This window comes from Phycisphaerales bacterium, assembly GCA_040221175.1.
In the GTDB taxonomy this organism is placed as follows: domain Bacteria; phylum Planctomycetota; class Phycisphaerae; order Phycisphaerales; family UBA1924; genus JAHCJI01.
Genome location: JAVJVK010000015.1, coordinates 34,659 through 58,787 on the forward strand (window position 1 = coordinate 34,659; position 24,129 = coordinate 58,787).

The following is a 24,129-nucleotide window of genomic DNA, read 5'->3' on the forward strand; positions in this document are numbered from 1 at the left end:
AACACAGGTTATTCGACGTGGACCCCTCCGGCGTTCATTGCCCAGGGATTCTGATATCGGAGTCAGGGCTTGCCCCATTCACTCCAGCGACTCGCCCGGTTGCTTTCCATCCCTTCGCCCCGACACCAACGCCCATACTACCGAGCCAAGTCCAAGCACCACCACGATGGATCCAGCGATGGCCAGCAACAGCAGGCTGGGGCTGGTGGGGAGGGGGCCATGCGGTCGCGCGAAGCCGTAGGCCATCAGGCCCACCAGCGGCCCGCCGAGGTAGCCCAGCCCGATGAACGCCTCGTGCTTTCCACCGGCGTCAATTTCCGCATCGCCAACCTCCATGGCGTAGTACAGCGCACCGGTGTAGATCATGCCCACGCCCAAGCCAAGCACGGCCAGCCCGCCCAGGACCAGCAGCCGCGCGGGCGTGAGCGCGTCGATGTTCGGCCCGATGGTGATGCCAGCGAACCCGACGAGCATGAGCGCAGCGGCAATGGCGGGCATCGCCCACCTGCCGTGCCAGCCGTGCCACCGCGCGAGCAGGGCGAAGGTCGCCACTCGGGTTGCCAGCCAGATGGCCGCCGCCGGCGCGCGCCATGGATCTTCGATGGCCACGCTGGCGATGAGGAATGGCGATGCCGGCTCGAGCACGGCGACGACCAGAAAGCTCGTGGGCAATTGCACCCGGAACACCGAGAGCAGCTTCTTGTACCGCCCCGGCCGCGTCGGGTGGGCGTCGGGCAGGCTGCGGGCGGGTTCGGGGCCCATCCAGACCGTCAGCAGAGCGCAGAGTCCATAGACCGGGAGCATCGCGGCCAGGGCTTCGAGGGGGTGTGGCTTCACGAATGGGCCCAATGCCGCCAGGGCAACCACGATGCATCCACCCCAGGTAATGTTGAACAGGCCGGTTGCGTGCCGGAGGCTCTGCCCACGCCTGCCGCCGCTGAGGTAGCTCTCGACGATGGGCCATGTAGCGCCGCTAAGCAGCCCTTGAGCAGCCATCATGAGCCAGATGGCCCACGCCCCCATCGCACCGCTCTCGGCGGCAGGCCTGGTGACCAGGGGGAGGGCCGCGAGCAGGCCGAGGACGATGCTGATGCACGCCAGCAGCCGACCACTGGTCATCCACGAGTGCCGAGCCGCAAAGCGTCTCAGGGCGGGGCCCACGCCCAGGGCGCCCGGGATATAGACCACCCCGTAGAGCAGTGCAAGCAAGAACACCGCCGTCTCGCCGTAGCCGTAGGCGCTCTGTGCGAGGAAGGGGACCCCGGCGGTGGCCACTGCGGTTCCGACGCTGCCGGCGAAGGTGAAGGAAAGCACCGCCCACAGCGGGGCGGGCAGCATGGGCACATGATCACTTGAGGAGTTGGCTTCGGCCTTGCTTGGCACCGCGAGTGTCCTTACCATGAGCCCGTTGGCCGGCACCGGGCTGGCCACGTCGAGCCCGTAGCTCAATTGGATAGAGCGCTGGCCTCCGAAGCCAGAGGTTCCGCGTTCGAATCGCGGCGGGCTCGCTTCCCCTTCGACGCCTTCGCCTTGGCCGATCCACGCGCGTTCTCGCAGAACCGCTGGCAGATGCTGTCGCTCTCGCACAGCCAGCCGCGGGCCTTGCAGACCTGCCGGCCGTGGTAGATGATGCGGTGGCTGAGGTCCGCCCACTGGTCTCTTGGAAAGAGCGCAATCAGGTACCGCTCGACCATGGCCACCGTGGCATCGTGAGGGGCCAGGCCAAACCGCTTGCTCAGCCGCTCGATGTGGGTGTCGACGACGAACCCTTCATTGATGCCAAAGGCGTTGCCGAGCACGACGCTGGCCGTTTTCCTTGCGACGCCTCGCAGGGTGAGCAGTTCATCCATCGTTTGTGGTACCTGGCCACCAAAGTCCTCGACCACGCTGGTCATCGCCGAGTGGATCGCCTTGGCCTTGTTGCGGTATAGACCGATGGACTTGATGTGCTTCTCAATCTTCGCCGGGGTCGCATCGGCATAGTCCTGCGGCATCGGGAAGGCCTCGAACAAGGCGGGCGTCGCCTTGTTCACGCCCACGTCGGTTGACTGTGCGGACAGGATCGTGGCAATCAGCAGTTCGTGCGGCGTCGTGTAATCGAGCGCACACACGGCATCGGGATATCGCTCGGCCAGGGCCTTGGCGATGCGACGCGCACGCGCCTTCTCGGCCTTGGTTACCTCGGGTACTTTGAAGGGAAGGTCCCGCAGGCCGCGAGGATTCTCGGGGGTGCGAGCGGTCAACGTCGCGGTCCTCGTGCCAGTTGCGGCTCCTGGAGGCGGGGCTCGACGGCGTGTGCGGAACGATCGCCCACCTCGCCGGACATGACACGGCGTGTGGTGGCGAACGTCAATCCCAGGGCGCTCAACGAGAGCGCCAGGCTTCCGAGCATCACGTTGCTGGCGGTCTTGTGGTGCTTGTCGTAGTCCTGCTGGAGCGCCAGCGCGTTCTCCGTATCTCCCAGGGCCGCGGCTTGGCGATACGCGGTGAGATCAGTTTGCATTGCCGGGTCGAGCACGGCGAACCGGTAGGTCATCACGCCCACCATGGCCATGATCAGCAGTGCCCGCAGCGCGGCCGTCCACGAGCGGGGGTGGGGGTGGCCCCGCCAACTGGCCAAGGCAAAGGCGCCTCCGCCGATGCAGATGGCCAGGAAGCCGACGACGTCCGCTCCGATGAAGAGCCGCTCGGCGACGTACCCCCCCAGCAGACGCCAGTGCTCGCCCTGGTACGCCGAGAATTCCGGCAGCGTCGGATCGAGTCGCTTGAGCAGCGTGAAGACGAAATAGGCGGTCGCACCGGTGACCAGCAACGCCCCCGACCAGGTCGCCCATGCAGCGACCTGGATGGCTTCGAGGCGGGGCGAGGGCGGACGAGGGCCGGCGGCTTTCATGCCCGAGGCTAGCCGCGCGACCCACGCGGTTGCCGACGCGTGGCCTACAACTTTGGGTGTTCCAGCAGGGGTCCAACTCGATCCTTGGCCTTGGCTTGTGCGCCTGGCGAAACGGACCGTTGCGCGAAGCGATTACCCTTGCCGCATCGCTGGGCTACCGGGCCGTGCAACTCGACGCGACGCACCCGGAGGCTCGCCCCCGAACGCTCGACCGCTCGGGCCGGCGGGACCTTGGTGCTCTGCTGCGTCGGCAGGAACTCGAACTGACCGGGCTCGACTTGTGCTTGCCCCCCGAACACCTGGCGGGCGGCCAGCACGTCGAGCGGGCCGCGGAAGCGGTCCTTGGGGCAATTTCCCTGGTTCGTGAGCTGGCCGGGCTTGTTCCGGCCCGGGCAGTGGTCAGCCTCACGCTGCCCGACGCACCAGACCCCCACGCCATGGAGACCATCATCGCCGCGTCGGAGCGTGACGGCGTGTCGATTGCCAACCACGCCTGGCCGCTGGCCGACGCGGGTGACGTGGGCATCGACCCCGCGCTGGCCATCATGGCAGGAAGCAGCCCCGCCAAGGCCGTGACGCTGGCCGGCGAACGCGTGAAAGCCGCACGCCTGAGCGATGCGGGCAGTGGGGGCCGCGTTGCCGTGGAATCGGCAAGTGGTCGGCTGGAAGTTGCCGCGTTCGTGGCCGCGCTGGCCATCTCGGCACCGACCGCTGCGGTGGTGGCAGACGTTCGCTACCTGGACGATCCCGTCGATGGGGCCCGCCGGGCCCTCGGCTCCTGGGCCGAAGCCACGGCCTTTCCGGGCTCGTAGACTCGACCCGCCGTGCCGCAACCCTTGCTCTCCATCGTCACCCCTTCGCTCGATCAGGGCCGATTCATCGGCCAATGCCTCGAGTCGGTGGCGGCTGAAATGGCGACGCCATGTGCCCGTCGCTTCGGCGTCGAGCACATCGTCATGGACGGCGGTAGCACCGACAACACCGTCGAGTTGCTGGAGAACGCGGGGCACCTGGCCTACTGGCAGAGCGAGCCCGATCATGGCCAGAGCGCGGCGATTAACCGCGGGTTGTTGCATCATGCGACGGGGCGCTATGCCACGTGGCTCAATGCGGACGACTGGCTCGAGCCGGGCGCCCTTGGGGTCATGCTCGAGCGATTGGCCGAACAGGACGCGCCAGACGTGCTCGTCGGGCGATGCAGATTCGTCGAAGACGGTCGGACCATCTTTTCGCCACGCCCGCCCGAACCGATCGACATGGCAAGCTTGCTGCGGTTGCGGACCAAGTGGTTTGCGGGCGAGTTGATCGTCCAGCCCGAGGCGTTCTTCAGCAGAGAGCTCTTCAAACGCATTGGCGGCCTGAACGAAGACAACCACTACACGATGGATCACGAGATGTGGCTCCGGATGCTCGAGGCGGGCGCTCGCTTCGAGTCGGTCGACCATCCCGTGGCATGCATGCGCGTTCACGAAGCACAGAAGACTGCCGACAATCGGCGCATCGTGCAATCACTCATCCAGTTCGGTCGGCCTTTCCTCGACCGCAACGCCGAACAGATGGGCACGGCGGGGCAATCTGCCCGGAGCGAGATACAGGCGCTCGAGCACAAGGTCCGGCTGAGTGAACCCTTGCTGCGTCGCCTTGCTCTGCCTTGGACCGAGCAAGAGACCATCGATGGCCAGGCCGGACAGGATGCGGCGCCCCCGGGATTCCACCTCGGCCCCCTGAGGGCGGTGCTTTCGAGCGTGCCACGCTGGCGAGCGTTCTGGCGCAGGTCCTACCGTGCTCGGGTCTTTGGCGAGCCTCCACGAAGCGAACTTCCCATCTCGCTTCGTGCCCAGAAGGCATCGATGGTGGATGTGGCCCTGTTCTGGCACGCCCTGAGCACGCGCCAGGACCCCGAGTCGGTGGTGCTCGAGGCATGCGAGGTCCTGCGCCCCGGAGGACTGATGATCGCCGCTGCCGAATTGGGCCCGTGCGATTCGGGCCTGCGTACGTATTGCGAAGGGCTTCGCCGGCTCGTCGACCAGCAACTCAGCCAGGATCACGACTGGCTCATCGGTCCCGCCGCAATGCGATGGGTCGAATCTCTTCAAGAAACTACAGGCCGAGACGACGATGAGTGGCGAGCGGCCCATCCACAACCATGTGGCGTCGAAGTCGCCGTGCTGATGGAGGACGCCGGCCTGCAACGCGTCGCATCGATGTCGTACGGGGGCATGTCATGGCACCCGTTGACCCCGTTCGCAGCAATCGAGGGGGTTCCGGGGCGTGACTCGGACGCCTGGATCTGTGGCGTGTGGCAAAAGCCTGGTTGATTACTGGCTCAGCGCCCGGATGAGCTGCACGCGCTCCTGCATCAGCCGCGTCTGCTCCTGCTGCAATGGCGCAAGTTCCTGTCGAAGCTGAGAGATGCGATCGCGCAGGCGATCGGCGTGGGCGCGGCCATCGACCGTGTCGGCGGTCATGCGAACCTCGACGATCAACTGCCGCACCGTTTCCTCGATGTCGATAGACCTGCGGACTACTTGCGCGAGCTCGCCGTTGATCCGGGTCAACTCCGCCCGGACCGCGGCTTGGTCGCTGTTTCCACCGACATACTGAGCCATGACGCCGACACGGCGACCAGTCGTGTTTCCGGGCTCGCCACCCAGCGCAACGTCGGCCGACGTCGCGCGCACGCGGGTCGGGTTGGCCGACGGCGGCGCTACCGAGAGCGAGCGCGCGAGATCCGCATCGAGCGCGGCGCGGTCTTCATCGCCCCGCAGGCGGTTCATGCGCAGGGCCCATGCCCGGCGGAGCACCGGCTCGTTGAGGCGGCGAGCCGCGTTCAGGTCGTCGCGCCGGCCCAGCCGAACGGTGACCTCCATGGGCTCGCCGTTGCGAAGCAACGAAATCACGCACGTCTCTCCCGGCAGGTGCGATGCAATGGCGACTGGAAGATCCATCGACGATGCTTCAATGGGCGTGCCCGACAAGCTCAGCACGATGTCTCCGCTGCGGAGCGTGCCATGGGCGTCGAATCCTTCCACCGTGTCCCCGAGGCGGACGCCCCGCGACGTGGGTGCGGTGTCATAGGTGATGCCCAGACCGGCGCGGGGGCCGTTGAAGAACGCTTCTGCCGCGGCCAACTCGAATCGGGCAAGCACTTCGGCCCGGTCGCCATCGTCGCGCGATGGATCGGACATCCAGTCGGCCAACGCTTGCTCGAGCACGCCCAGCGCGTCGGCGGGGTCCATCGATCGGGCCAACTCAAGAAGATCGGCGCTCGCGGAGATGCGGTCGGGCCACCGCTCGCTCGCGAGGGCGGCGACGGCTTCTCTGGCGGCCTCGGACTCTGGAGATTCCGGTTGGTGTGCTGGTGCGGCTCCGGCGACCCAGGCGAGCACGCACGTGGCGACGGCTTGTCCACGAGGGCGAATCATTGCTTCAATGGTACGGCGTCTACGGGCGGGCGTGCTGGAGCACCTCGGTGGGGTTATCGGCGAGCCATTGGGCCTTTCGTGCCACCATGCGCAGGAACGGGGCGGGGTCACGCCCGTGAAAGGCTCCGGAGGAGGCAATGGGGACCGCTGCCTCGGCGATCAAGGCCTGCGCCATCAGCCAGGGCAGGCCGCCCAGGGCTTCCTGCGCGACGCCGGGCACCCCGATCATGGCCCGTCCGCCGTGCACGCCCCCTAGAAAGGCCTCCAGGCGATTCGCATCGGGAGGCGTGGGCCATTGCCTGAAGTCAGTACCGGCACCCTGGAGGGAGAACTGGAGGGCGCCGTTCGCGATGTCCAGCATCGCCGGCGCCATCCCGGCCGACTCGTGATCCAACACGGCGGCCAGTGCGCCGCGATCGAACAGCAGGTTCCCCGGATGCCAGTCCCCGTGCACGATCTGCAATCGCTCGCCCGCCAGCGCGTCGCGAGCCCGGGCCGCGGCTCGCTCATAGAGCGCACCCAGCCGTGCGGCCAATTCATCGCCGCCCTTGGCGTCCAGCGCCTGGGGCAGCCTTGCGAGGGCGCGGCGGATGCGGGCGTCGTCGTGGTACACGCCCGTGAGCGGCTCGCCGATGGACCGGCCCATCGCGCCGAGGTGGTCGTGCGCGTTCGCGAGCAGGGCGTGGTAGCGACCCAGCGCCTCGCCGGCCAGCCGGGTCTGTGCGGCCGAACGATCGCACTTGCCACCCCGAACGAACCCGCACACCTCGTAGGCTCGCCCTTCCAAGCGCAGCGCGCTTGCCCCGCCACGGGTGGGCAGCAGCGGCGCGAGCGGGAAACCGTGTGCGGCCAGGCGGCGATGGATCGAGTGGATGACGTGTACGAACTCGGGCCCGTCTCGTCCGGGGGCGAGCCGCTTGAGTACGACAGGTCCCGACAACGAACCCAGCAGGATGATCTTGGGAGCCATCGGCGAGCCCGCGTTCAGCGGCGCGGCCTTGAGCACTTGTCCGATTGGGAAATGCACCCGAACGTGGTGCACCTCGCCGACGGCAAAACCCGCCTGCGCCTCGGCGGAAGCCAGCACCTCGGGATCGATGGGTGGCTGGGCCGGCTGCTTTGGTGCGTCCCGGTCCACGACGCTACTCGACGTTCTGGACCTGTTCTTTGATCCGATCGATGGCGGCCTTGGCTTCGATCGCCGCGCGAGACAGTTCAGCATCGGGGCTCTTGCTGGCGATCGTGTTGGCCTCGCGCAGCATTTCCTGGGCGATGAAGTCCAGCTTGCGGCCCACGGCACCTTCCTCATCGATGGCCGCCAGAAACTGTTCGACATGCCCGCTGAGCCGCGAGATCTCCTCGTTCACGTCGCATCGCTCGGCGTAGGCCGCGACTTCGCGGACGATGTCTACGGGGTCGGCCTCGGGCAGCAACTGCTCGATCCGAGCCTTCAGCCGCGATTCGTAGAGCTTGCTTACTTCCGGCGCCCGGTCCTTCACGACCGTCAGGCTCTTCGAGACCACGCCGCACAACTCGACCAATTCGGCATGCAGGGCCTGGCCTTCGCGGATGCGCATCTCGATGAGCTTGCCGCACGCCTGGGGCAGCAACTCGTGGAACGCCGTCCGGGCGGCCGACAGGCGGGCATCCATGGGCTCGGCCCGAAGGACGCCGGGCAACGCAAGCAGCGTGGCCAAGTCGGCGGTGGGGGTCGCGCGATCGAACGAGATCCGGCGTGAAGCTTCGTCCACGGCCTTCAGATAGGCCTCGAGGACGCCTTCGTTGATGGCGCCGGCCTGGCTGGCGGGGTTGCCCTCGGCCGAGCAGCGCACCGTGACGCTGCCGCGCTGGAGCAGCCCACGCAAGGTCTCCTCGAGGCCGCCCTCCAGGGGCGCGAATTCGTCGGGCAGGCGGACTTGAGCCTTGAGGTAGCGGTGATTGACCGAACGCACTTCGAGGCTGTAGGTCAGCCCGCCGCGCTCCAGCCGCGCATCGCCGAATCCCGTCATGCTGCGGATCATGCCCGACCTCCCACGAGATCGAACTGATTCACGAGCCCGGCTCCGGATCGGTGGGCTCGGGCTCGCCGGCTTCGGGCTCGCCGGTGGACCCATCGATCGGATCCGCTGGCTCTTCGGCAGGCGTGTCCGGGGCGGAAGGCTCTGAATCGCCGGTCGTCGCCCCCGTGTCCGCCCCCTCGACCGCTTCGGCCGGGGCCTGCTCGCCTGCGGGTGCGGCGACGGGCGTGCCAGAAGGGCTTGCCGTTGGACGGCTGGTATATACCAAGACAATGGCAGTCAGGATGAAGACCACGAAGGTGCCGATGGTCATCAGAGTCAGGGCGTCGCCTGTCTTGGCGCCGAAGGCCGTCTGGCCCGAGCCGCCGCTCGAAGCGCCGAACGCCCCGCTGAGCCCGCCGCCAGAGGGACGCTGGATCAGGATGACCAGAATCATGATGATGGCCACGGCGATGAACAGCAGCATGAGCAGGTTCGAAACCACCGGGTTCAGCGCGAGCAACAGGGGCATGCAATCCTCCAAAACCCGAACACCACGCCTCGGCGGCATCGGGTCGAGAGTGTAGGGGGTCAAAGCGAGAAGGGGTAAACAAATGAGGCCCGGGGGCGGGCCCGGGCCTAGTGCGGTCAATTGGAACCTGCAAGGGCCCAGGCTTGCGCCCGGGGCCTCGTGGCGGCGTTTACGCCCCCGTGGGCTCTCCGGCCTGCGTCACGCTGGGCCGGCCCACGCTGTGGTGGCTGAAGCCCAGTTCGAACATCTGGTCGCGCTTGTAGAGGTTCCGGCCGTCGAAGATCACCTTCTCGGCCAGGTGCCGGCCCATTCGGGCGAAGTCAGGGGCCTTGAACTCGTCCCAGTCGGTCGAGACCACGACCCCGTCGCAGCCCTCCAGGCACGCATACATGTCGCCGACGATCTCGGCCGGAACGCCCATCTCGTCCAGGGCCTGCTTGCCGGTCTTGTCGGCCACCGAGTCGTACGCCCGGATGGTGGCGCCGTGCTCGTGGGCCAACTTCATGAGCGACAAGGCCGGGGCCTCGCGCACGTCGTCGGTGTTGGGCTTGAAGGCGATGCCCCAGAAGGCCAGGGTCTTGCCCGCCAGGCTGCCGCCGTAGTGGGCCAGGATCTTGTCGAAGAACAGCTTGCGCTGCCGCTGGTTCACGTCGTGCACGGCCCGGGAGAGCTGGGTGTCAAAGCCGGCCTGCTCGCCCATGCCGATGACGGCCAGGGTGTCCTTGGGGAAGCAACTTCCGCCATAGCCCAGGCCCGGATAGAGGAATTTGTGGCCGATGCGGCTGTCGCTGCACATGCCCTCTCGCACGCGGTTGATGTTGGCGCCGAACTGTTCGCACAGCATGGCCATCTCGTTGATGAAGCTGATCTTGGTGGCCAGGAAGTTGTTGCTGGCGTACTTGACCATCTCGGCCGACGGAATGTCCATGATGAAGATCGGGTGCCCGTTACGAGTAAAGGGCTCGTAGACCTCGTGAAATCGCTTGGCGGTCAGGTCGTCGGGGTCATCGGGATTTTCGACGCCGCAGACCACGCGGTCGGGCTTGTTGAAGTCGATGATGGCATCGCCTTCCTTCAGAAACTCGGGGTTGTCGCCCACCGTGAAGGGAATGTCGCCCACGGTCTGTCGGATGCGATCCCGAACGGCCAGCGTGGTGCCCACGGGCACGGTGCTCTTGACGACGACCGTCTTTGGCGTCTGGCCGGGTCCGAGTCGCTTGATGACGGCGGCGATGTCGTCGGCGGCCTGCATGACATACTTCAGGTCGGCCTTACCGTCGGCGCCGCTGGGGGTGCCCACGCAGATGAAGATCATCTCGGCATCCTCGTAGGCCTCGTCCTTGTCGAGCGTGGCCTTCAGGCGGCCGGCCTTGAGGTTGCGCTGCATGAGCTCGGTGAGCCCCGGCTCGTAGATCGGACACTCGCCGCGGTTGATCTGGTCGACCTTCTCGGGCAGTACGTCCAGGCAGATGACATCGTTGCCGGTGTTGGCAAAGCACACCCCGGTCACCAGCCCAACATACCCCGTGCCCACCATCGTCAGCTTCATGCCGATCCTCCCTGAACGGCCGAGCCAGCGGGTCGACCAGCGTCCTTCGTGTGGCGGCCCGCGGCCGGACCGTTCTCCTTGGGAGCGACTCTAGGCTCCGGCCATTTCATCGAAACCCGCCCGTACCGACTTGAGCCGCTACAGTGGCCGATGGCCGATAAATCCACCCCGAAGACAGGTTCGAAGAACACCCGCACCCCAAAGCGGACCGCCCGGCGGAAGCCCGCCCGTGCTCCGAAGTTGACTGCCGCCACCGCCGATCGCCATCAGCTCTATACGGACGCAGTCCAGAACGTCGAGAGCGAGATCGACTTCGTTGACGAGACCTACCAGTCGCTCCGCAAGCGCAAGGCGGTCCGGTTGCGAGAAGACTTCTGCGGCACGGCTCAGACCAGCGCCGAGTGGGTCCGTCGCCGGCCGACCAACATCGCCGTTGGATTGGACCTGGACGAGCCCACGTTGCAGTGGGGGCGTGACCACGTGTTGAGCCAACTGACCGATGAGCAGCGCAACCGCTTGACCCTGAAGAATCGCGACGTGCGCGAGCCGGGCAAGAAAGGGCGCGACATGGACATCATCCTGGCGATGAACTTCAGCTACAACGCGCTCATGAAGCGTGCCGATTTGCTGGCCTATATGAAAGCGGCTCGCAAGAGCCTGGCGCCCGGCGGGCTGTTCATCATGGACTGCTATGGGGGCTACGAGAGCCTCATGGAGCAGGAAGAGCGGCGCGCGTGCAAGGGCTTCACGTACGTGTGGGAGCAGGTCAAGTACAACCCCATCGACGCGACACTCGATACCGCCATCCACTTCGAGTTCAAGGATGGCACCGAGATGCGCAACGCCTTCACCTACCACTGGCGGCTCTGGAACCTGGCAGAACTGCGCGACCTGCTGGCCGAGGCGGGCTTTGCCAAGACCACGGTGTACTGGGAAGGTGACGACGGCAAGGGCGGCGGCGACGGCAACTTCACGCCCACCACGGTGGGCGATGCCGACGCATCCTGGATCGCGTACATCGTCAGTGAAGGCGACTGATCCGTCTCGGTTAGCAGCCGGCTGCAAACTCGTTCTGGAACGCCAGGAAGTCGAACAGGGTGAGGCTGCCGTCACCGTCGAAGTCGGCAGCCAGGTCGCCTGCATCGAAGGCGTTCTGGAAGGCCAGGAAGTCAAACAGAGTCAATGCACCATCGCCGTCGAAATCGGCACGGCAAGGCGTTCCGCCACCAGCGGCAAGAACCGCCTCGAACGCGTCAACACGACCGTAGCCGAAGATCGGGTCGAAGCCCGGCGTGCCGAGATCGACCGAGGTCGTCTGGAAGATCGCCCGAACCTCGTCGGAAGTGATCGAGCGGTCGACGCTGCGCATCAGTCCGATGACACCAGCCACATGCGGCGTCGCCATCGAGGTTCCGCTCTGGAAGGCATACCCGTCCGTGGGGCCGAAGAGCGCCAGCGTGTCCCACGTGCTCCACACGTCCACGCCCGGCGCCGTGACGGTCATCTCCGGGCCGGTGGTGGTGAAGTCGGCGATCGCATCGCGGTTATCCGTCGCGCCCACCGCGATGGTCGAGTCGAACCGAGCGGGTGCGAAGATTGGCACGCCCGGGGTGTTTCCGGTTGCGGCGACGATGATCACGCCCTGGTCGAGCGCATAGTTGCAGGCGTTCTCGAGTACGCTGGAAAAGTCGGGCGAGCCCAGGCTCATTGAGATCACGTCCGCGCCGTTGTCGGCCGCCCATACCACGCCCGCGGCGATGTCCGGCTCGGTGCCCGTGCCCAGGAAGCCCAGCACCTTTACGGGGAGGATCGAGCAATCCCAGCCCACGCCGGCGATGCCGATGCCGTTGTCCGTGTCGCCGCTGGCGATGCCGGCGCAGTGCGTGCCGTGGCTGATCAAGATGTCGTCGTCCCAGCTTCCACCCAAGGGGCTGTAGCCAGGCAGCACGTTGTTCTGAAGGTCCGGGTGGCTCTGGCTCACGCCGGTATCCACGATGGCGATCACGACATCGGGGTCACCAGTGGTGATATCCCACGCGAGGCTCGCGTTGATGTCCGCGCCGGCCACACCGGGCGTGCCCGAGATGGGCTGGCCGGTGTTCAAGAGGCCGTACTGGAGATCGAAGTCGGCGTCGTTGGGCGTGGTCGCCAGCACGCCGCCGATCCCGATGAGTTCCGCTCGCTCCACACCATCGATGGCGGTCAGGGCGATGATGGCTTGACGCGCATTGACGCCTGCGTCGAGCGCGGCGACGTAGAGCCGGGTGAGGCCATGTTGCTCGGCTAGCGCCTGGTTCGCCGGGGGGCGTGCGAACGCGTGCGAGAGCGACGTGACCCCGGGCAGGTTGGCCGGTTCGGCAGCGTGACCAGCCGCCAGACGAAGCAGTACGGCATCGCTCTTGAACCCACCTATGACGTCGACCTTCTGAACGCGTCCGGTGAAGGGCTCGAAGCCCTCGGGCCACGCGATCGCATCGTCGGCCATGGCCGGAACCGTCGAGAAGACACCGAGGGCGATCAGGACCGAGCTGTGGAAGGTGGCGCTGAGCATCGTGGGATCTCCTGCTGACGGTTGGTCGAGAGCACGGAACGAGCCGAGGTCGGACGGGGCCATGAAAGACGCCGCGAGCGAGCCCACCTCCCCGCGGGCCCGCCTCGCGGCATCCGTCATTCTCTACGCCCAGCTGCCGATGGGGCGTTACAGTGGGCCTTTGGCGGCCCGCTGGGTCATGCCATGCAGGCATTCCCGTACGCCCCGTCCCCCACGCACGCGAGGAACAAAGCCAGATGACCACGAACACGCCCCTTCGAGCTTTTATGGAGAGGCACTACCGGCACTACAACGCCGGCGTCGTTGTGAAGGCGGCCAAGGCGTATGAGCAGACGCTGGCCGGCGGTACGCCCATGTTCATGACGCTGGCGGGGGCCATGAGCACCGCCCAGTTGGGGCGGTCCCTCGCCGAGATGATCCGCCAGGGGAAGGTGCACGCGATCAGCTGCACGGGCGCGAATCTCGAGGAGGACGTATTCAACCTGGTTGCCCACGACCACTACAAGCCCATCCACGACTGGCGGGCCCTGTCCGAAGCCGATGAGGTCGCGCTGGACGAGGGTGGCTATCCGCGCGTTACCGACATCTGCATTCCCGAAGAACAGGCCATGCAAAAGATCGAGGGCCACCTGCTGAATCGATGGAAGGCCGCCAACCACGCGGGCGGACGAGCCCTGCCGCACCAGTACCTCTACGACCTGCTGCGCAGCGGTGATCTGAAGCACGAGTACCAGATCGATCCCAAGGACAGCTGGATGCTGGCCGCCGCCGAAAGGGACCTGCCGCTGTTCGTTCCGGGGTGGGAGGACAGCACCCTGGGCAACATGTTCGTCGCCAATGCGGACAAGCACGGCTACAGCCTGGACAGCGTACTCGGCGGGACGAGCTACATGGCGTCGCTCCTGGAGTGGTACCTGGGCATTACCAAGGGCAAGGACAAGGGGCCGGGCTTCTTCCAGATTGGCGGTGGCATCGCAGGCGACTTCCCGATCTGCGTGGTGCCGACGATCAACCACGACCTGTATCGCGATGATGCCGACGAGGCCAAGCGTGTACCGAGATGGAGCTACTTCTGCCAGGTCTCTGATGCGACGACAAGCTACGGCGGATACAGCGGCGCGGTGCCCAACGAGAAGATCACGTGGGGCAAGCTGGGTGCTGGTGAACCAAAATTCATGATCGAGAGCGACGCGACCATCGTGGCGCCGCTGATCTTTGGCTGGGTGCTTGGCTGGTAGATCCCCCGCCCGCTGCCGCGGGAATACACTTGTGCTCGCTCCAGGAGGCCTCGCATGCGGATTCTCGTCGTCGAAGACAACCCGAAGATGGCCCTGGCCATTCAGAAGGGGCTCACCGAGCACGGGTTTGCGGCCGATGTGTCCAACACCGGCTACGAGGGTGAGGAACTTGCCTGCGGTGGGAACTACGACCTGGTGCTGCTGGACCTGATGCTGCCCGATCGCGATGGCATCGAAGTATGCCGGAACCTGCGTCGCCGCAAAATTGCCACGCCGGTCATCATGCTCACCGCGCTTTCGGCCATCGAAGAGAAGATCGATGGGCTAGATGCTGGCGCCGACGACTACATCACGAAACCGTTCCAGTTTGAGGAGTTGCTTGCCCGCATCCGGGCGATCCTCCGTCGCGGCGAAGCCAGCGAGAGCCGAGTGCTTCGATGCGAAGACCTCGAGCTCGACCTGTACACGCGTCACGCGACCCGTGGCGACACGCGGGTGGAGCTTTCGAACAAGGAATTCGCGCTCCTTGAATTCCTGATGCGGAATCAGAACCGTGTGCTCAGTCGCATCCAGATCGGCGAGAAGGTCTGGGACATGAACTTCGAGCCATCGAGTAACGTGATCGACGTCTACGTGTCGGCGTTGCGCCGTAAGCTGGACCGCGGCTTCGACACGCAGCTCATCCACACCATTAAGGGTGCTGGCTATCGCTTCGGAGTGATCGATGCCCATTCGGGCGTCTGAACCAGACCACCCGCTCCCGTCAGCCCCCAGAGCCTGGGTGTCGAGGGTCCCGCTGCGCCTGCGCATCACGTTGTGGGTCGTCGCGATCTCGGGCGCCGTCCAGATCACCCTTTCGCTCCTGATCATCCTCTACCATCGAGAGAACGTCCAGACGACCAATCAGCAGCGGCTGACCGAGGCCGCCGTCAGCATCGCCGCTCAGGCAGAGATCAACCCTGCCACCGATGAGGAGGCCAGCCTCGCCGAGTTGATCGATGATCAGATCCAACTCCGCTGGTTTGGGCGCGTTGCGGCCATCGATGTGTCGAGCAACAACGGGACCCGCATCGACGGCCCCTTTGATTCCGATGACTTCGACGTTCTTCGGTCGGCCACTTTCGATGGAGACTTTGGCCAGCCCGGGCAGCGCGACTCGGGGCAAGCACGGGGCTTCTACTACGCGGCCGAGCCGTACGGCGAGACCGCGCGACTGATCCTGGCCACCCCAGTGGCCGAAGCCAATCTGCCCCTTCGGACGATCACCGTGGCGCTGGTGCTACTGCTGCCCGCGGGCATCGCAGCTTCCGGCGTGTCAGCGTGGTACATCGCTGGCCTGGCGGTCCGACCCATCCGTCAGATGCAGCACTTTGCCGAGGAACTCTCGGCCGACAACGTCAGCGACTCGCTGGATCTGGAAGACAGCGCGCCCGAGCTCGATGCCCTGCGCGATGAACTGGAACTGGCCATGCGGCGAATTTCCGCGGGCTATGACGCCCAGGCCCGGTTCCTTGCCAACGTGTCACATGAGATCAAGACCCCGATCAGTGTCGTTCGGACCGAGGGAGAAGTGCTCATGGCGGGCCGACCTTCGATGGACGAACTGCGGGACTTTGCCCGCACCACCGTCGAAGAGATGGACCGGCTGGGCCGCATGGTCGAGAGCTTCCTGCTCCTGACGCGTGTCCGTCAGGGCAAGAGCGTGGTGCAGGCGCAAGGCCACGATGCCAACGACATCCTCATGGAAACCGTTTCGGGCTGCAACGCGATGGCTCGCCAGTACGGGGTTCGCCTCGAACCGTTGCTGTACGACGGCGAAGAGCCCCCCCAGATCGAAGGCAATGCCGATCTGCTCATTACCGCGCTGGGCAACCTGATCCGAAATGCCATTCGATTCTCGCCCCGCGATGCCGCCGTTCGGATCTCCTGTGCGGTCCGGAATCGCAGGGTCATCATCCGGGTGCGGGACTTCGGGCCAGGCGTGCCGCCAGAGGTGATGCAGCACCTGTTCGAACCGTTCACGCAAAGCGCCGAAGAGCGACGACGCGGTCGCGGGACCGGGCTCGGACTCCAGATCGCCCATGGCATTGCCGAATTGCACAACGGCGAGGTCCGAGTGCGCAACTTGAAGCGCGGGTGCGAATTCTCGATTCACCTGCAAGCCAGGCAAGATGGGTCGGGTGAAGCTCTCCAACATGAGGAGACTTTCACCTGATGTTCAGGTCACCATCAGTCCGTGAGCCGAATATCTTGGCATGATCCGTCGTCTTGCCATTCTGGCACTGGTGCCCATATGCGCCTGGCTTGGGTATCGGACGGTGCTCTTTGATTCAGCGCCGCAGTCTCTCTTTCTCCAAGTCGCGTTCGGAATCGGAGTCCTGATTCTGCTTGTCTCAGTTGTCGCCGAGATGGGCGATCGCGCTACACGCATCTTGCAGCGTCACGAAGAGGACGTGCGTCAGTCCATACCGCGGAGTTCCCGCGATGGGCGTAGGGGATGGAACGAATCGTCTGAGGATCGCAGGTCCGGCCAGAACTCGACGGCCTAACAGTCTTTGATTCTGGCGGATGCGAGCGTCCGCAATTTCTCAGTTCCGACGGGCGAGGCTCGTTGGAATGCTCTGAAAGGACCGATTCATGAGCACGACTCCCTGGCGCGGCCCCGACTTCATCGAGCAAAATCCGATTAATCTTCCCGAAGCGGCCGCGAGGAAGATCATTCCGGAACTCGATGGTCACCTGGCGTCGTTCTTCGTCCTGTTCCATCAATACCAGAAGCACCACTGGCTGGTGGAAGGGCCCCAGTTCCGCGATATCCATCTGTTCCTCGAGGACAACTACAACGAGGTGCATGAACAACTCGACGCCATCGCCGAACGCATCACCGCGATTGGGGGCGTGCCCACAAGTAGCCCAGCGAGTCAGTCCAAGCTCGCGTACATCGAGCACGAGCCCGAGGGCGTCTTCCGCATCCGAGACATGCTGGAGCGCGACCGCACCGCCGAGGGCCACATTGCGGCCAAGCTCCGCAGCACCATCAAGATCTGCACCGAGCAGGGCGACTTCGGCACCGAGACCCTGCTGAAGGGCATTCTCTTGAAGGTTGAGGATCGCGCCCATCACCTGGACCACTTCCTCGGAGCGGATTCTCTCGGCATGGCCATCGACGACCAGCCCCAAGAGGCATAGGGTCGGTCTGCGAGGGTGGCACAAAGGAGCCCATCGATGATCATCATCAAGATTCTTCTGGCGATCTTCCTGCCGCCGGTTGCGGCACTGCTACAAGTCGGCCTTGGACTGCACTTCTGGTTGAATCTTCTGTTGACCATCCTGGGATGGCTGCCCGGCCAGATCCATGCAATCTGGTTGATCGTGGCCGACAAGCAGCCCGCCGCCTGACCCCGACACGAAAGGACGCTACCCGTGAGTGCGCAACGTGGCGCGGGCGACGAAGCCCGGCCGACAACAAGCAACCCCGAAACTACTCCCCGCAGCGAGCGCGAGTACTCCACGCAGTCCGAGCCCGATCAGCCGCCACCGGTCAAGGACGAGAAAGCTCGTCGGATTGCCGAGGTCTCGCCCGAGGGCATTCCGGCGGACCTGGGAACGAATCAGCAGACGATCAGTCGATTGCTGTTCGCGGCCGTCGTGCTGCTCCTGACCGTTGCGTTGGCTGTGGCCGTATTTGCGGATCGGTGGATCGGGCTTGCCGTTGGAGTCCTCGGACTCTTCCTGCTTATCGTGAACCCAGCACTCTGGGCGGCGATTCTCCGCGTGAAGGAGCGCGAACAGGGCTGACGGACGGCCATACCGAGTGGCTTTTAGGGTTCCTCAGATACATCAAGCGTGGGCTTGTTCCATCCCCAGTCAGGGTCCTTGGCCAACCGCGTCGAACTCTGGCGAATGCATCGGCGACAGATGATCGCGCTGCCTTCACTGTCCCGTACGGCCACGGGGCTTTGCCAGCCGGGGTCATCACGCTCTTCCAGGCACATGGTGCAAGTCGCCCCGGGCGGCTTGCTGTCATTTCCCAGCAGTACAACCTCGGTATAAGCGATCCGAAGGGCGTCTCCACAGATCAGGCTTCCCTGATGGCCTTCGACCATCGGAAAGCTCCCATCCCATTGCCGACCCGTGAAATCGCAGACGAAGTCGCTGGGGAGCATGTCCATGGGATTCGAGCCGGGTCGGTGCATCGGCCATGATACGAACGCAGCCATAGCATGGGCCATGCCCGACCCAGCCAATCAGTCCCCGAATTCAGGCGTCCAAGCTGCCCGGCCGGCGACTCGCGTGGTCCTGGTCGTGAACTCGGGCAAGCCCGAGGCCCTCGACGCCGCTCGATCGGTCCGGCGGGCGATCGAGACGCACGCCCAACTCGTGGGCGAGTTCGATGCGGCAGACGAGGAGCGGGCCCTCGCCGAGGGGGCCGACCTGGCGATCGTGCTCGGGGGAGACGGGACCATCCTCGGGCTGGCCCGGCATGCCGTTGCCGCGGGGGTCGCCGTGCTGGGAATCAACTTCGGCAAGCTCGGCTTCCTGGCGGAGTTCGACGCGGACGCATTCCATCGTCACGCGGCCGAGTTGCTCGCAGGCCGGGGACAGATCCGACGTGTTGCGGCCCTGGAGGCCTGGGTGTTGCGCCAAGGCGAGCAGATCGCGCGTCAGGTCGCGATCAACGACGTGGCGATCTGCAACGGGGCTCCGTTCCGAATGATCGAACTGGGCCTATGCATCGATGGGGCGCCCGCGCAGAGTGCGCCGCGCGTCGCGGGCGATGGTCTCATCGTGGCGACGCCCACCGGCAGCACGGCCTACAACGCGGCCGCCGGAGGACCAATCCTCGAACCCACGCTCGAGGCGATGGTCGTAACGCCGATCGCCGCGCACTCGCTCAGCTTCCGACCGATCGTCGTGCCCGGCCGTAGCAGCATCGACGTGGTGGCGCATCGGACGAATCGCGCAGAGGGCCATGATCCCACCGCGGGAACCTGTGCCGTGATCGATGGACAACACACCGTGCCGCTCGAAGCCGGGGACGTGGTCCGCGTTACCGTGGGCGATCAGCCGCTGAGCCTGGTGGTCAATCCGGATCGAAGCTACTGGCAGACGCTGATCCGCAAGCTGCGATGGGCCAGCACGCCTGGCGGATGAAGCCGGTCAGGGTCAGGCCGACACGGACTCGTTGTTCACCGACGCTGGGTTCTGCCCTTGCTCGATAGCATGGATCTTGGCCACGCGTCGCGCGTGCCGACCGCCCTCGAACTCGGCGGTCATCCAGGCTTCAACCATCCGTTCGATGAGTCGCTGGCCGAGCATATCGGCCGACAGGCACAGAACGTTGGCGTCGTTGTGGCTCTTGGCCATGGTCGCGGTGAACTCGTCGTGGACCAACGCGGCCCGAACGCCGGGAACCTTGTTGGCGGCGATGCACATGCCGATGCCCGAGCCGCAGAGCAGGACGCCCTTGTCCGCTTCGCCGCGGGCCACCAGACCGCCCACTTGGTGCGCCCGATCGGGGTAATCGCACGACTGGGGGTTTTCCGACGGATCGCCGCCGTTGTGGACCGCGACCTCGTGCCCCATGTTCTCCAGGGCCCGTGCGAGGCTGCGTGCGGCTTCATGGCCACGGTGGTCGGCTCCGATGGCGATCTTCATAGTCCCAGTTCCTCAAGGCGTCGTTCGATGGCTCCGACGAACGTTCTCGCCAGCTCATCATAGAGCGTCTGAGGCCCGCCGATTGGGTCGTCTACGTCTTCATCCGACAAAAGCGTGTGGACCTTCGACCGCTGGGCCGGTGGCAGTTGGGCCCGGGCGGCCTCGGCGTGGCTGGCCGTCATGGCGTACACCACGTCGGCCTTCTCGAGTACCTCCCGGCTGGCGGGTTGGCTGCGATGATCCCGCAGCGAGGCGCCGACCGCTTCACTGGCCAGAATTGCCTCGGGCGTCGCCCGGGCGCCATTCATCGCCGCAACGCCCGCCGACACCACGATGGCTCGGTGTGCATGTCCGCGTCGCTCGAGCAGGCTCGTCGCGATCGCCTGAGCCATGGGGCTGCGGCACGTGTTCCCCGTGCACACGAACACGATGAGCGTGGCGAGCCTCTCGGTGATCTGCTCTCGCGTGAGGGCGCCTTCCGCCCGCACCGTCCAGTCGCCATCAGGGTGGATATCCAGCACGGTGCTGTGCCGGCCGTATCTGGTCGGCCCCTCGTCGTGAATCAGTGCGATACCGGCCTTCTCCAGACCCTTGGGGCAGGATCCCGGTTGTGGGGCCGATTCGCCGGTCTCGATCGGTTCGGCCGACGCACCGACGATGGGACCGGCGGCACGCTGGAGGGCCATCGAGGTCCACGTATCGTCGGGGACTCGCACCGAAAGGGCATGGCCGTCTTCGCCTTGCGCATCGGCCACGCCTGGAAGCAGCCCGCAGGCCGAGATCAGTGCCTCGATCTCCTCGCCGTGCAGGCGCAGCGTCACGGGGCCGGGCCACACGCGCCGCATGGCCCGCCGAAGCGCTGGGGATGCCTCGATCGATGCCCGCTCATGGGCCTCGAGGACGGCCTCGACGGTGGGGGCGTGCCACGTCAGGGTTCCCCAGGCTCCCGCACGCCGAGGCAACGCCCGTACGCGGTCGATGGCAGCCTGCTGGTCGCCGCGGGCAAAGACGCCGTACACGGTCTCGGTGCGCAGCACGGCCAGTTCTCCGCGATCGAGGATGGCGGCGGCGTCACGGGCGGCGTCGATTCGTGTCGGAGACGTTTCGGGGGTCACGATGCGGTCCTCGCTGGGTCTGTCTGCTCAACCACGGGAAAGCCCAGGGCCTTCCCAGGCACACTATCGGCTGATCAATGCGGGCGACAGGGATCGAACCTGCACGGCCTTCCGGCCACGGGAACCTAAATCCCGCGCGTCTGCCAATTCCGCCACGCCCGCTCTGGGTCTGTCAGCCCGATCGTACGGGGCCTGCGCGTAGGCTTGTTCGATGCGACTTGCGACCTTCTTCGTCACCATTTGCCTCGCTCTGGCGTGCCGCGAGCCCGCTTGGGGCGCTCAACAGCCCGAGCCAAGCCAGCAACGCTTCGAGGACCTGTTGCCAGCCCAGAAGCTGGGCGCCCGCGTGCGAACGGTCGATCGGGCGGTCGGCGTGGCTCCCGTCGTGCTGGTTGTCTCCGACGAGCATTCGTTCGTAGAGGCCATCGCCAGATGGTCGCCGGCGAGCCGGTTTCCGGTACTGCTCGATGACGGCACGCCCGAGGCTCGGGAGGCCATTGCCCGATTCGTCAACGCCTTCGAGCCGGACCGGGTGCTCCGCTGGCAGGCCCCTGACGCCGCAAACGGGTGGGGCGCGGAGGAGCGGCGGGAGGCGATCGAGGCGGCGGTGGTCCGTGCCTGGGGCGGCCAGCTGTCGGACGAAGTTCAGCCCATGCCCTCCCTCATCCGGCGGTGGCGCGAGCTTGACGCACCGCCACCCGGAGTCGTGGTGGTGGCTCCCGGCGATGGGGCTTGGACCGCTGGGCTTGCGCTATCGGCCGCGAGGATGCAGCCAATCGTTTGGCTCGGCGCCCCGGGCGGTATCAATCAGACGATCTCTGACGCCGATGCTGACGCTTTTTGTGACGCGCTCGAAGCCTCCTTGACCGCGCTGGGCCTGCAATGGAACGAACTCGGCGACGAGATCGACGCCGTCACACTCTGCATGAATGCTCCGGCCAGGCTCGTGGGCGAAGCCCATGGAACGACCGCGTTCACGGCCCGAGTAGGACGCGCGGGCTCGGCTGCCCGCAGCGCCGATCGCTGGGCCTGGTGCGGACACGTCTTTGGTTCGTCGGCAATCACGGCCGCGAGCGCCATGGCGTCGATCTTCCTGCCGACACAGCGAGCATGGTTGTTCGAGAGCTATCCGGATGATCCTCCGTGGTCGAACTACGCCCTCTCAACGGCGGCCGAGATCTACCGGCAGATCGGCCTGGACGTCCAGATCAATAACGCTGCGTCCCGTGGGCTGGGCGAGTTCCTGCATCGGTCCTCCACGGCTCTCGATGCGAACCTGATCGCTGTCAATACGAAGGGCCGCCTGGGCGATTTCCAACTCTCGCCCGGCAAGGCTGCCGGACGCGACGTGCCGATCCTGAGCGCGCCCGTGGCAGTGTACTTCGTGCACTCGTTCAGCGCCCAGCGGCCGGGGGTCAACACGAGCGTGGCCGGCGCGTGGCTGTCTCGGGGCGCTTTTGCTTACATGGGCTCGGTGGACGAACCGGGGCTCCAGAGCTTCGTGCCTCAGGTAACGTTTGCGGCTCGGTTGGGTTCGCTGTTTCCCTTCGGTGCGGCGGGCAGGGAGGATGGCCTGCTGGAGAATCGAAAGCTGGCGACGATCGGAGATCCGCTCTGGATGCTCGATCCGCAGCCACGCAAGCGAGCGATGTCCATGCCCGACTTCGAAGGCGCCGCGACGCTCGAGTCGCTTGCACAGAGCGAGATCGAAGCCGACGCACTTGCAAAGGCCGCGTGGCACCTGCGCATGGCCGGTCGCAACGAGACGCTCGTCGACCTGGCGATGGCGACGCTGCGCGATGAGCCCGGTCGCGTCGATGCCCAGATGGCCGAGGCATCGATCCGCGCGTTGTTCGAGGCGGGTGAACGACGCGCCGTCGCGGCGATGTTCGCTCGCCTGCCGAGCGAGCGTCAGCGTGACGTGGTCATTGAAGACCTTGCCTGGCACGCGTTGCGTCCGCTGCTCGAAGATCCCGAGGCCGCCACCACCATGGCCCGGCTGCTGTCGCCGCACGTCCGCCCGCAGAAGCTCGTCGAAGACGCCCGTACACTGGCCGAAGCGCTCGCTCGGACAGGCAACGCAGGCGAGGGGCGTACGCTGCTGCGCAACGCCCTCAATCAAGCTCGCACCGACGACGAACGGAACGCGATCGAGGCGGCGTTAGCCAACCTGGGTCGACCCTAGTAAGACCGTTACGGACGGTTATCGCTTTGTTCTGGACCGGGCGTTCGTGACCAACGCGAGTGCTTGGGCGATCGACGCCTCCAAATCCTCGTTTACGAGGAAATGCTCGTACACCCCGCTGGCCCGGGCCGCGGCGATCTCACGCTTTGCCTCTGCGAAGCGACGCTGGATTGCCTCTTCGCCCTCGCGCTTCCTGGCCCGCAGGCGTTCGAGCAGTTCATCCTCGCTGGGGGGCAGCACGAAGAGCGTCAGGGCATCGGGCATCTTGGCCTTGATCTGCCGAGCGCCCTCCACGTCGATATCGCAGATGACGACCCTGCCTCGTCGAAGCTGCTCATCGACCCAGGCCCGGGGTGTTCCATACAGCCGACCAAATACCTCGGCCCACTCGAGGAATTCATCGCGAGCGACCATCGCACGGAACTCATCCTCGCTGACGAAGTGATAGTCGACGCCTTCCACGTCCGCGGCGGTCTGTGCCCGGGTGGTGGCCGACACGCTGAAGAGGGCGTCGGGAATGGCGCGGTCGACCGCGCGTGCGATGGTGGTCTTGCCCACGCCGCTCGGGCCGCTCATCACCACGAGCAGCCCATCATCGGTATCGGTCGGCAGGCGGTGCTTGGGCTCGGACATGGGCGAGTGTAGCGGCAGGTCGCAATGGATCAGGCGCCCTGGCCGTCTCCGAGGACCTTGGGCACGTGAAGGAACGGCCCGTCCATCCGTGGCGCCATGCGCTCCAACTGTTCATGCGACAACTCGCCGGCGGGAACATCGTCGGCCAGCAATGCTTCCTGGTCCGTGGGGTGCGAAAGCGGTTCAACCCGATCGAGTTGCAGTTCGTTCAGGCCCTGCACATGCTCGAGGATCGACCGCAACTCGCGCGATAGTGCCGGGAGTTGGTCATCGGCGAACGCCAGCCTGGCCAGTCGCGCAACCTTGCGAACGTCGATATCAGATGGATCGTCGCGGCCAGCCATGAGCAATCA

General features: G+C 65.8%; 25 protein-coding genes and 2 tRNA genes. 13 read left to right on the top strand and 14 right to left on the bottom strand.

Features of this window, described 5'->3' with window-relative positions:
- Nucleotides 1-78: 78 nt before the first annotated feature.
- Nucleotides 79-1,338 carry a hypothetical protein gene (locus tag RIE32_11570; GenBank protein MEQ9096889.1) on the bottom strand — a complete coding sequence of 420 codons (1,260 nt, stop codon included), beginning with the start codon at nucleotides 1,336-1,338 and terminating at the stop codon, nucleotides 79-81.
- A gap of 96 nt (nucleotides 1,339-1,434) precedes the next feature.
- On the opposite strand from RIE32_11570, the gene RIE32_11575 reads away from it, so the two are divergent.
- Both RIE32_11575 and RIE32_11580 read left to right on the top strand, forming a co-directional pair.
- Nucleotides 1,435-1,508, top strand: a tRNA-Arg gene (locus RIE32_11575).
- A 126-nt stretch (nucleotides 1,509-1,634) separates the two neighbouring features.
- A complete protein-coding gene (locus RIE32_11580) occupies nucleotides 1,635-1,931 on the top strand; it encodes a hypothetical protein (GenBank protein ID MEQ9096890.1) in 297 nt (98 codons plus the stop codon).
- A gap of 308 nt (nucleotides 1,932-2,239) precedes the next feature.
- Here the strand turns inward: RIE32_11580 and RIE32_11585 are convergent, their stop codons facing one another.
- Nucleotides 2,240-2,893: a hypothetical protein gene (locus RIE32_11585; GenBank protein MEQ9096891.1), complete on the bottom strand. Its 654-nt coding sequence runs from the start codon at nucleotides 2,891-2,893 to the stop codon at nucleotides 2,240-2,242.
- A 56-nt stretch (nucleotides 2,894-2,949) separates the two neighbouring features.
- On the opposite strand from RIE32_11585, the gene RIE32_11590 reads away from it, so the two are divergent.
- Both RIE32_11590 and RIE32_11595 read left to right on the top strand, forming a co-directional pair.
- Complete coding sequence (locus tag RIE32_11590) at nucleotides 2,950-3,705, top strand: hypothetical protein (protein ID MEQ9096892.1); 756 nt, start codon at nucleotides 2,950-2,952, stop codon at nucleotides 3,703-3,705.
- A gap of 12 nt (nucleotides 3,706-3,717) precedes the next feature.
- The gene (locus tag RIE32_11595) at nucleotides 3,718-5,211 is read left to right on the top strand and encodes a glycosyltransferase family 2 protein (GenBank protein ID MEQ9096893.1); all 1,494 of its coding nucleotides are present in this window, start codon (nucleotides 3,718-3,720) and stop codon (nucleotides 5,209-5,211) included.
- Here RIE32_11595 and RIE32_11600 read toward each other — a convergent pair whose 3' ends face one another.
- The 5 genes from RIE32_11600 to RIE32_11620 form a co-directional block, all read right to left on the bottom strand.
- Nucleotides 5,212-6,318 carry a PDZ domain-containing protein gene (locus tag RIE32_11600; protein MEQ9096894.1) on the bottom strand — a complete coding sequence of 369 codons (1,107 nt, stop codon included), beginning with the start codon at nucleotides 6,316-6,318 and terminating at the stop codon, nucleotides 5,212-5,214.
- 19 nt (nucleotides 6,319-6,337) lie between these two features.
- The gene (locus tag RIE32_11605) at nucleotides 6,338-7,456 is read right to left on the bottom strand and encodes a phosphotransferase (GenBank protein MEQ9096895.1); all 1,119 of its coding nucleotides are present in this window, start codon (nucleotides 7,454-7,456) and stop codon (nucleotides 6,338-6,340) included.
- A gap of 4 nt (nucleotides 7,457-7,460) precedes the next feature.
- Nucleotides 7,461-8,339 (bottom strand): YicC/YloC family endoribonuclease, encoded by an 879-nt coding sequence (locus RIE32_11610; protein ID MEQ9096896.1) that lies wholly within the window; start codon nucleotides 8,337-8,339, stop codon nucleotides 7,461-7,463.
- 28 nt (nucleotides 8,340-8,367) lie between these two features.
- Nucleotides 8,368-8,847 (bottom strand): preprotein translocase subunit SecG, encoded by a 480-nt coding sequence (secG, locus tag RIE32_11615; GenBank protein ID MEQ9096897.1) that lies wholly within the window; start codon nucleotides 8,845-8,847, stop codon nucleotides 8,368-8,370.
- A gap of 169 nt (nucleotides 8,848-9,016) precedes the next feature.
- Complete coding sequence (locus RIE32_11620) at nucleotides 9,017-10,396, bottom strand: UDP-glucose/GDP-mannose dehydrogenase family protein (protein MEQ9096898.1); 1,380 nt, start codon at nucleotides 10,394-10,396, stop codon at nucleotides 9,017-9,019.
- Nucleotides 10,397-10,546: 150 nt separating this feature from the next.
- On the opposite strand from RIE32_11620, the gene RIE32_11625 reads away from it, so the two are divergent.
- On the top strand, nucleotides 10,547-11,434 hold the full coding sequence (locus tag RIE32_11625; protein MEQ9096899.1) for a class I SAM-dependent methyltransferase: 888 nt from the start codon (nucleotides 10,547-10,549) through the stop codon (nucleotides 11,432-11,434).
- Nucleotides 11,435-11,444: 10 nt separating this feature from the next.
- On the opposite strand, the gene RIE32_11630 is transcribed toward RIE32_11625, so the two are convergent.
- The gene (locus tag RIE32_11630) at nucleotides 11,445-12,947 is read right to left on the bottom strand and encodes a S8 family serine peptidase (GenBank protein ID MEQ9096900.1); all 1,503 of its coding nucleotides are present in this window, start codon (nucleotides 12,945-12,947) and stop codon (nucleotides 11,445-11,447) included.
- 236 nt (nucleotides 12,948-13,183) lie between these two features.
- Between RIE32_11630 and RIE32_11635 the strand changes: the two genes are divergently transcribed.
- From RIE32_11635 to RIE32_11660, 6 genes are all read left to right on the top strand, one after another.
- Nucleotides 13,184-14,185, top strand: a complete 1,002-nt coding sequence (locus tag RIE32_11635; protein MEQ9096901.1) for a deoxyhypusine synthase family protein — start codon at nucleotides 13,184-13,186, stop codon at nucleotides 14,183-14,185.
- 54 nt (nucleotides 14,186-14,239) lie between these two features.
- Complete coding sequence (locus RIE32_11640) at nucleotides 14,240-14,929, top strand: response regulator transcription factor (protein ID MEQ9096902.1); 690 nt, start codon at nucleotides 14,240-14,242, stop codon at nucleotides 14,927-14,929.
- A 37-nt stretch (nucleotides 14,930-14,966) separates the two neighbouring features.
- On the top strand, nucleotides 14,967-16,400 hold the full coding sequence (locus tag RIE32_11645) for an ATP-binding protein (GenBank protein ID MEQ9096903.1): 1,434 nt from the start codon (nucleotides 14,967-14,969) through the stop codon (nucleotides 16,398-16,400).
- 422 nt (nucleotides 16,401-16,822) lie between these two features.
- Nucleotides 16,823-17,374 (top strand): DNA starvation/stationary phase protection protein DpsA, encoded by a 552-nt coding sequence (dpsA, locus tag RIE32_11650; protein MEQ9096904.1) that lies wholly within the window; start codon nucleotides 16,823-16,825, stop codon nucleotides 17,372-17,374.
- A 36-nt stretch (nucleotides 17,375-17,410) separates the two neighbouring features.
- Complete coding sequence (locus RIE32_11655) at nucleotides 17,411-17,584, top strand: YqaE/Pmp3 family membrane protein (protein ID MEQ9096905.1); 174 nt, start codon at nucleotides 17,411-17,413, stop codon at nucleotides 17,582-17,584.
- A gap of 24 nt (nucleotides 17,585-17,608) precedes the next feature.
- On the top strand, nucleotides 17,609-17,983 hold the full coding sequence (locus RIE32_11660; protein ID MEQ9096906.1) for a hypothetical protein: 375 nt from the start codon (nucleotides 17,609-17,611) through the stop codon (nucleotides 17,981-17,983).
- A gap of 23 nt (nucleotides 17,984-18,006) precedes the next feature.
- Here the strand turns inward: RIE32_11660 and RIE32_11665 are convergent, their stop codons facing one another.
- Nucleotides 18,007-18,381: a hypothetical protein gene (locus RIE32_11665; GenBank protein MEQ9096907.1), complete on the bottom strand. Its 375-nt coding sequence runs from the start codon at nucleotides 18,379-18,381 to the stop codon at nucleotides 18,007-18,009.
- 34 nt (nucleotides 18,382-18,415) lie between these two features.
- On the opposite strand from RIE32_11665, the gene RIE32_11670 reads away from it, so the two are divergent.
- Complete coding sequence (locus RIE32_11670) at nucleotides 18,416-19,339, top strand: NAD(+)/NADH kinase (protein MEQ9096908.1); 924 nt, start codon at nucleotides 18,416-18,418, stop codon at nucleotides 19,337-19,339.
- 12 nt (nucleotides 19,340-19,351) lie between these two features.
- Here the strand turns inward: RIE32_11670 and rpiB are convergent, their stop codons facing one another.
- From rpiB to RIE32_11685, 3 genes are all read right to left on the bottom strand, one after another.
- The gene (rpiB, locus tag RIE32_11675) at nucleotides 19,352-19,843 is read right to left on the bottom strand and encodes a ribose 5-phosphate isomerase B (protein ID MEQ9096909.1); all 492 of its coding nucleotides are present in this window, start codon (nucleotides 19,841-19,843) and stop codon (nucleotides 19,352-19,354) included.
- Entirely contained in the window at nucleotides 19,840-20,958 is a 1,119-nt protein-coding gene (locus tag RIE32_11680) for a Sua5/YciO/YrdC/YwlC family protein (GenBank protein MEQ9096910.1), read from the bottom strand. The genes rpiB and RIE32_11680 overlap by 4 nt, the downstream gene beginning before the upstream one ends.
- Before the next feature lie 78 nt (nucleotides 20,959-21,036).
- A tRNA-Leu gene (locus RIE32_11685) sits at nucleotides 21,037-21,120 on the bottom strand.
- A 49-nt stretch (nucleotides 21,121-21,169) separates the two neighbouring features.
- Between RIE32_11685 and RIE32_11690 the strand changes: the two genes are divergently transcribed.
- The gene (locus tag RIE32_11690) at nucleotides 21,170-23,143 is read left to right on the top strand and encodes a hypothetical protein (protein ID MEQ9096911.1); all 1,974 of its coding nucleotides are present in this window, start codon (nucleotides 21,170-21,172) and stop codon (nucleotides 23,141-23,143) included.
- An 18-nt stretch (nucleotides 23,144-23,161) separates the two neighbouring features.
- On the opposite strand, the gene gmk is transcribed toward RIE32_11690, so the two are convergent.
- Both gmk and gatC read right to left on the bottom strand, forming a co-directional pair.
- Entirely contained in the window at nucleotides 23,162-23,776 is a 615-nt protein-coding gene (gmk, locus tag RIE32_11695) for a guanylate kinase (protein MEQ9096912.1), read from the bottom strand.
- Nucleotides 23,777-23,805: 29 nt separating this feature from the next.
- Nucleotides 23,806-24,120: an Asp-tRNA(Asn)/Glu-tRNA(Gln) amidotransferase subunit GatC gene (gene gatC, locus RIE32_11700; GenBank protein ID MEQ9096913.1), complete on the bottom strand. Its 315-nt coding sequence runs from the start codon at nucleotides 24,118-24,120 to the stop codon at nucleotides 23,806-23,808.
- Nucleotides 24,121-24,129 lie beyond the last annotated feature (9 nt).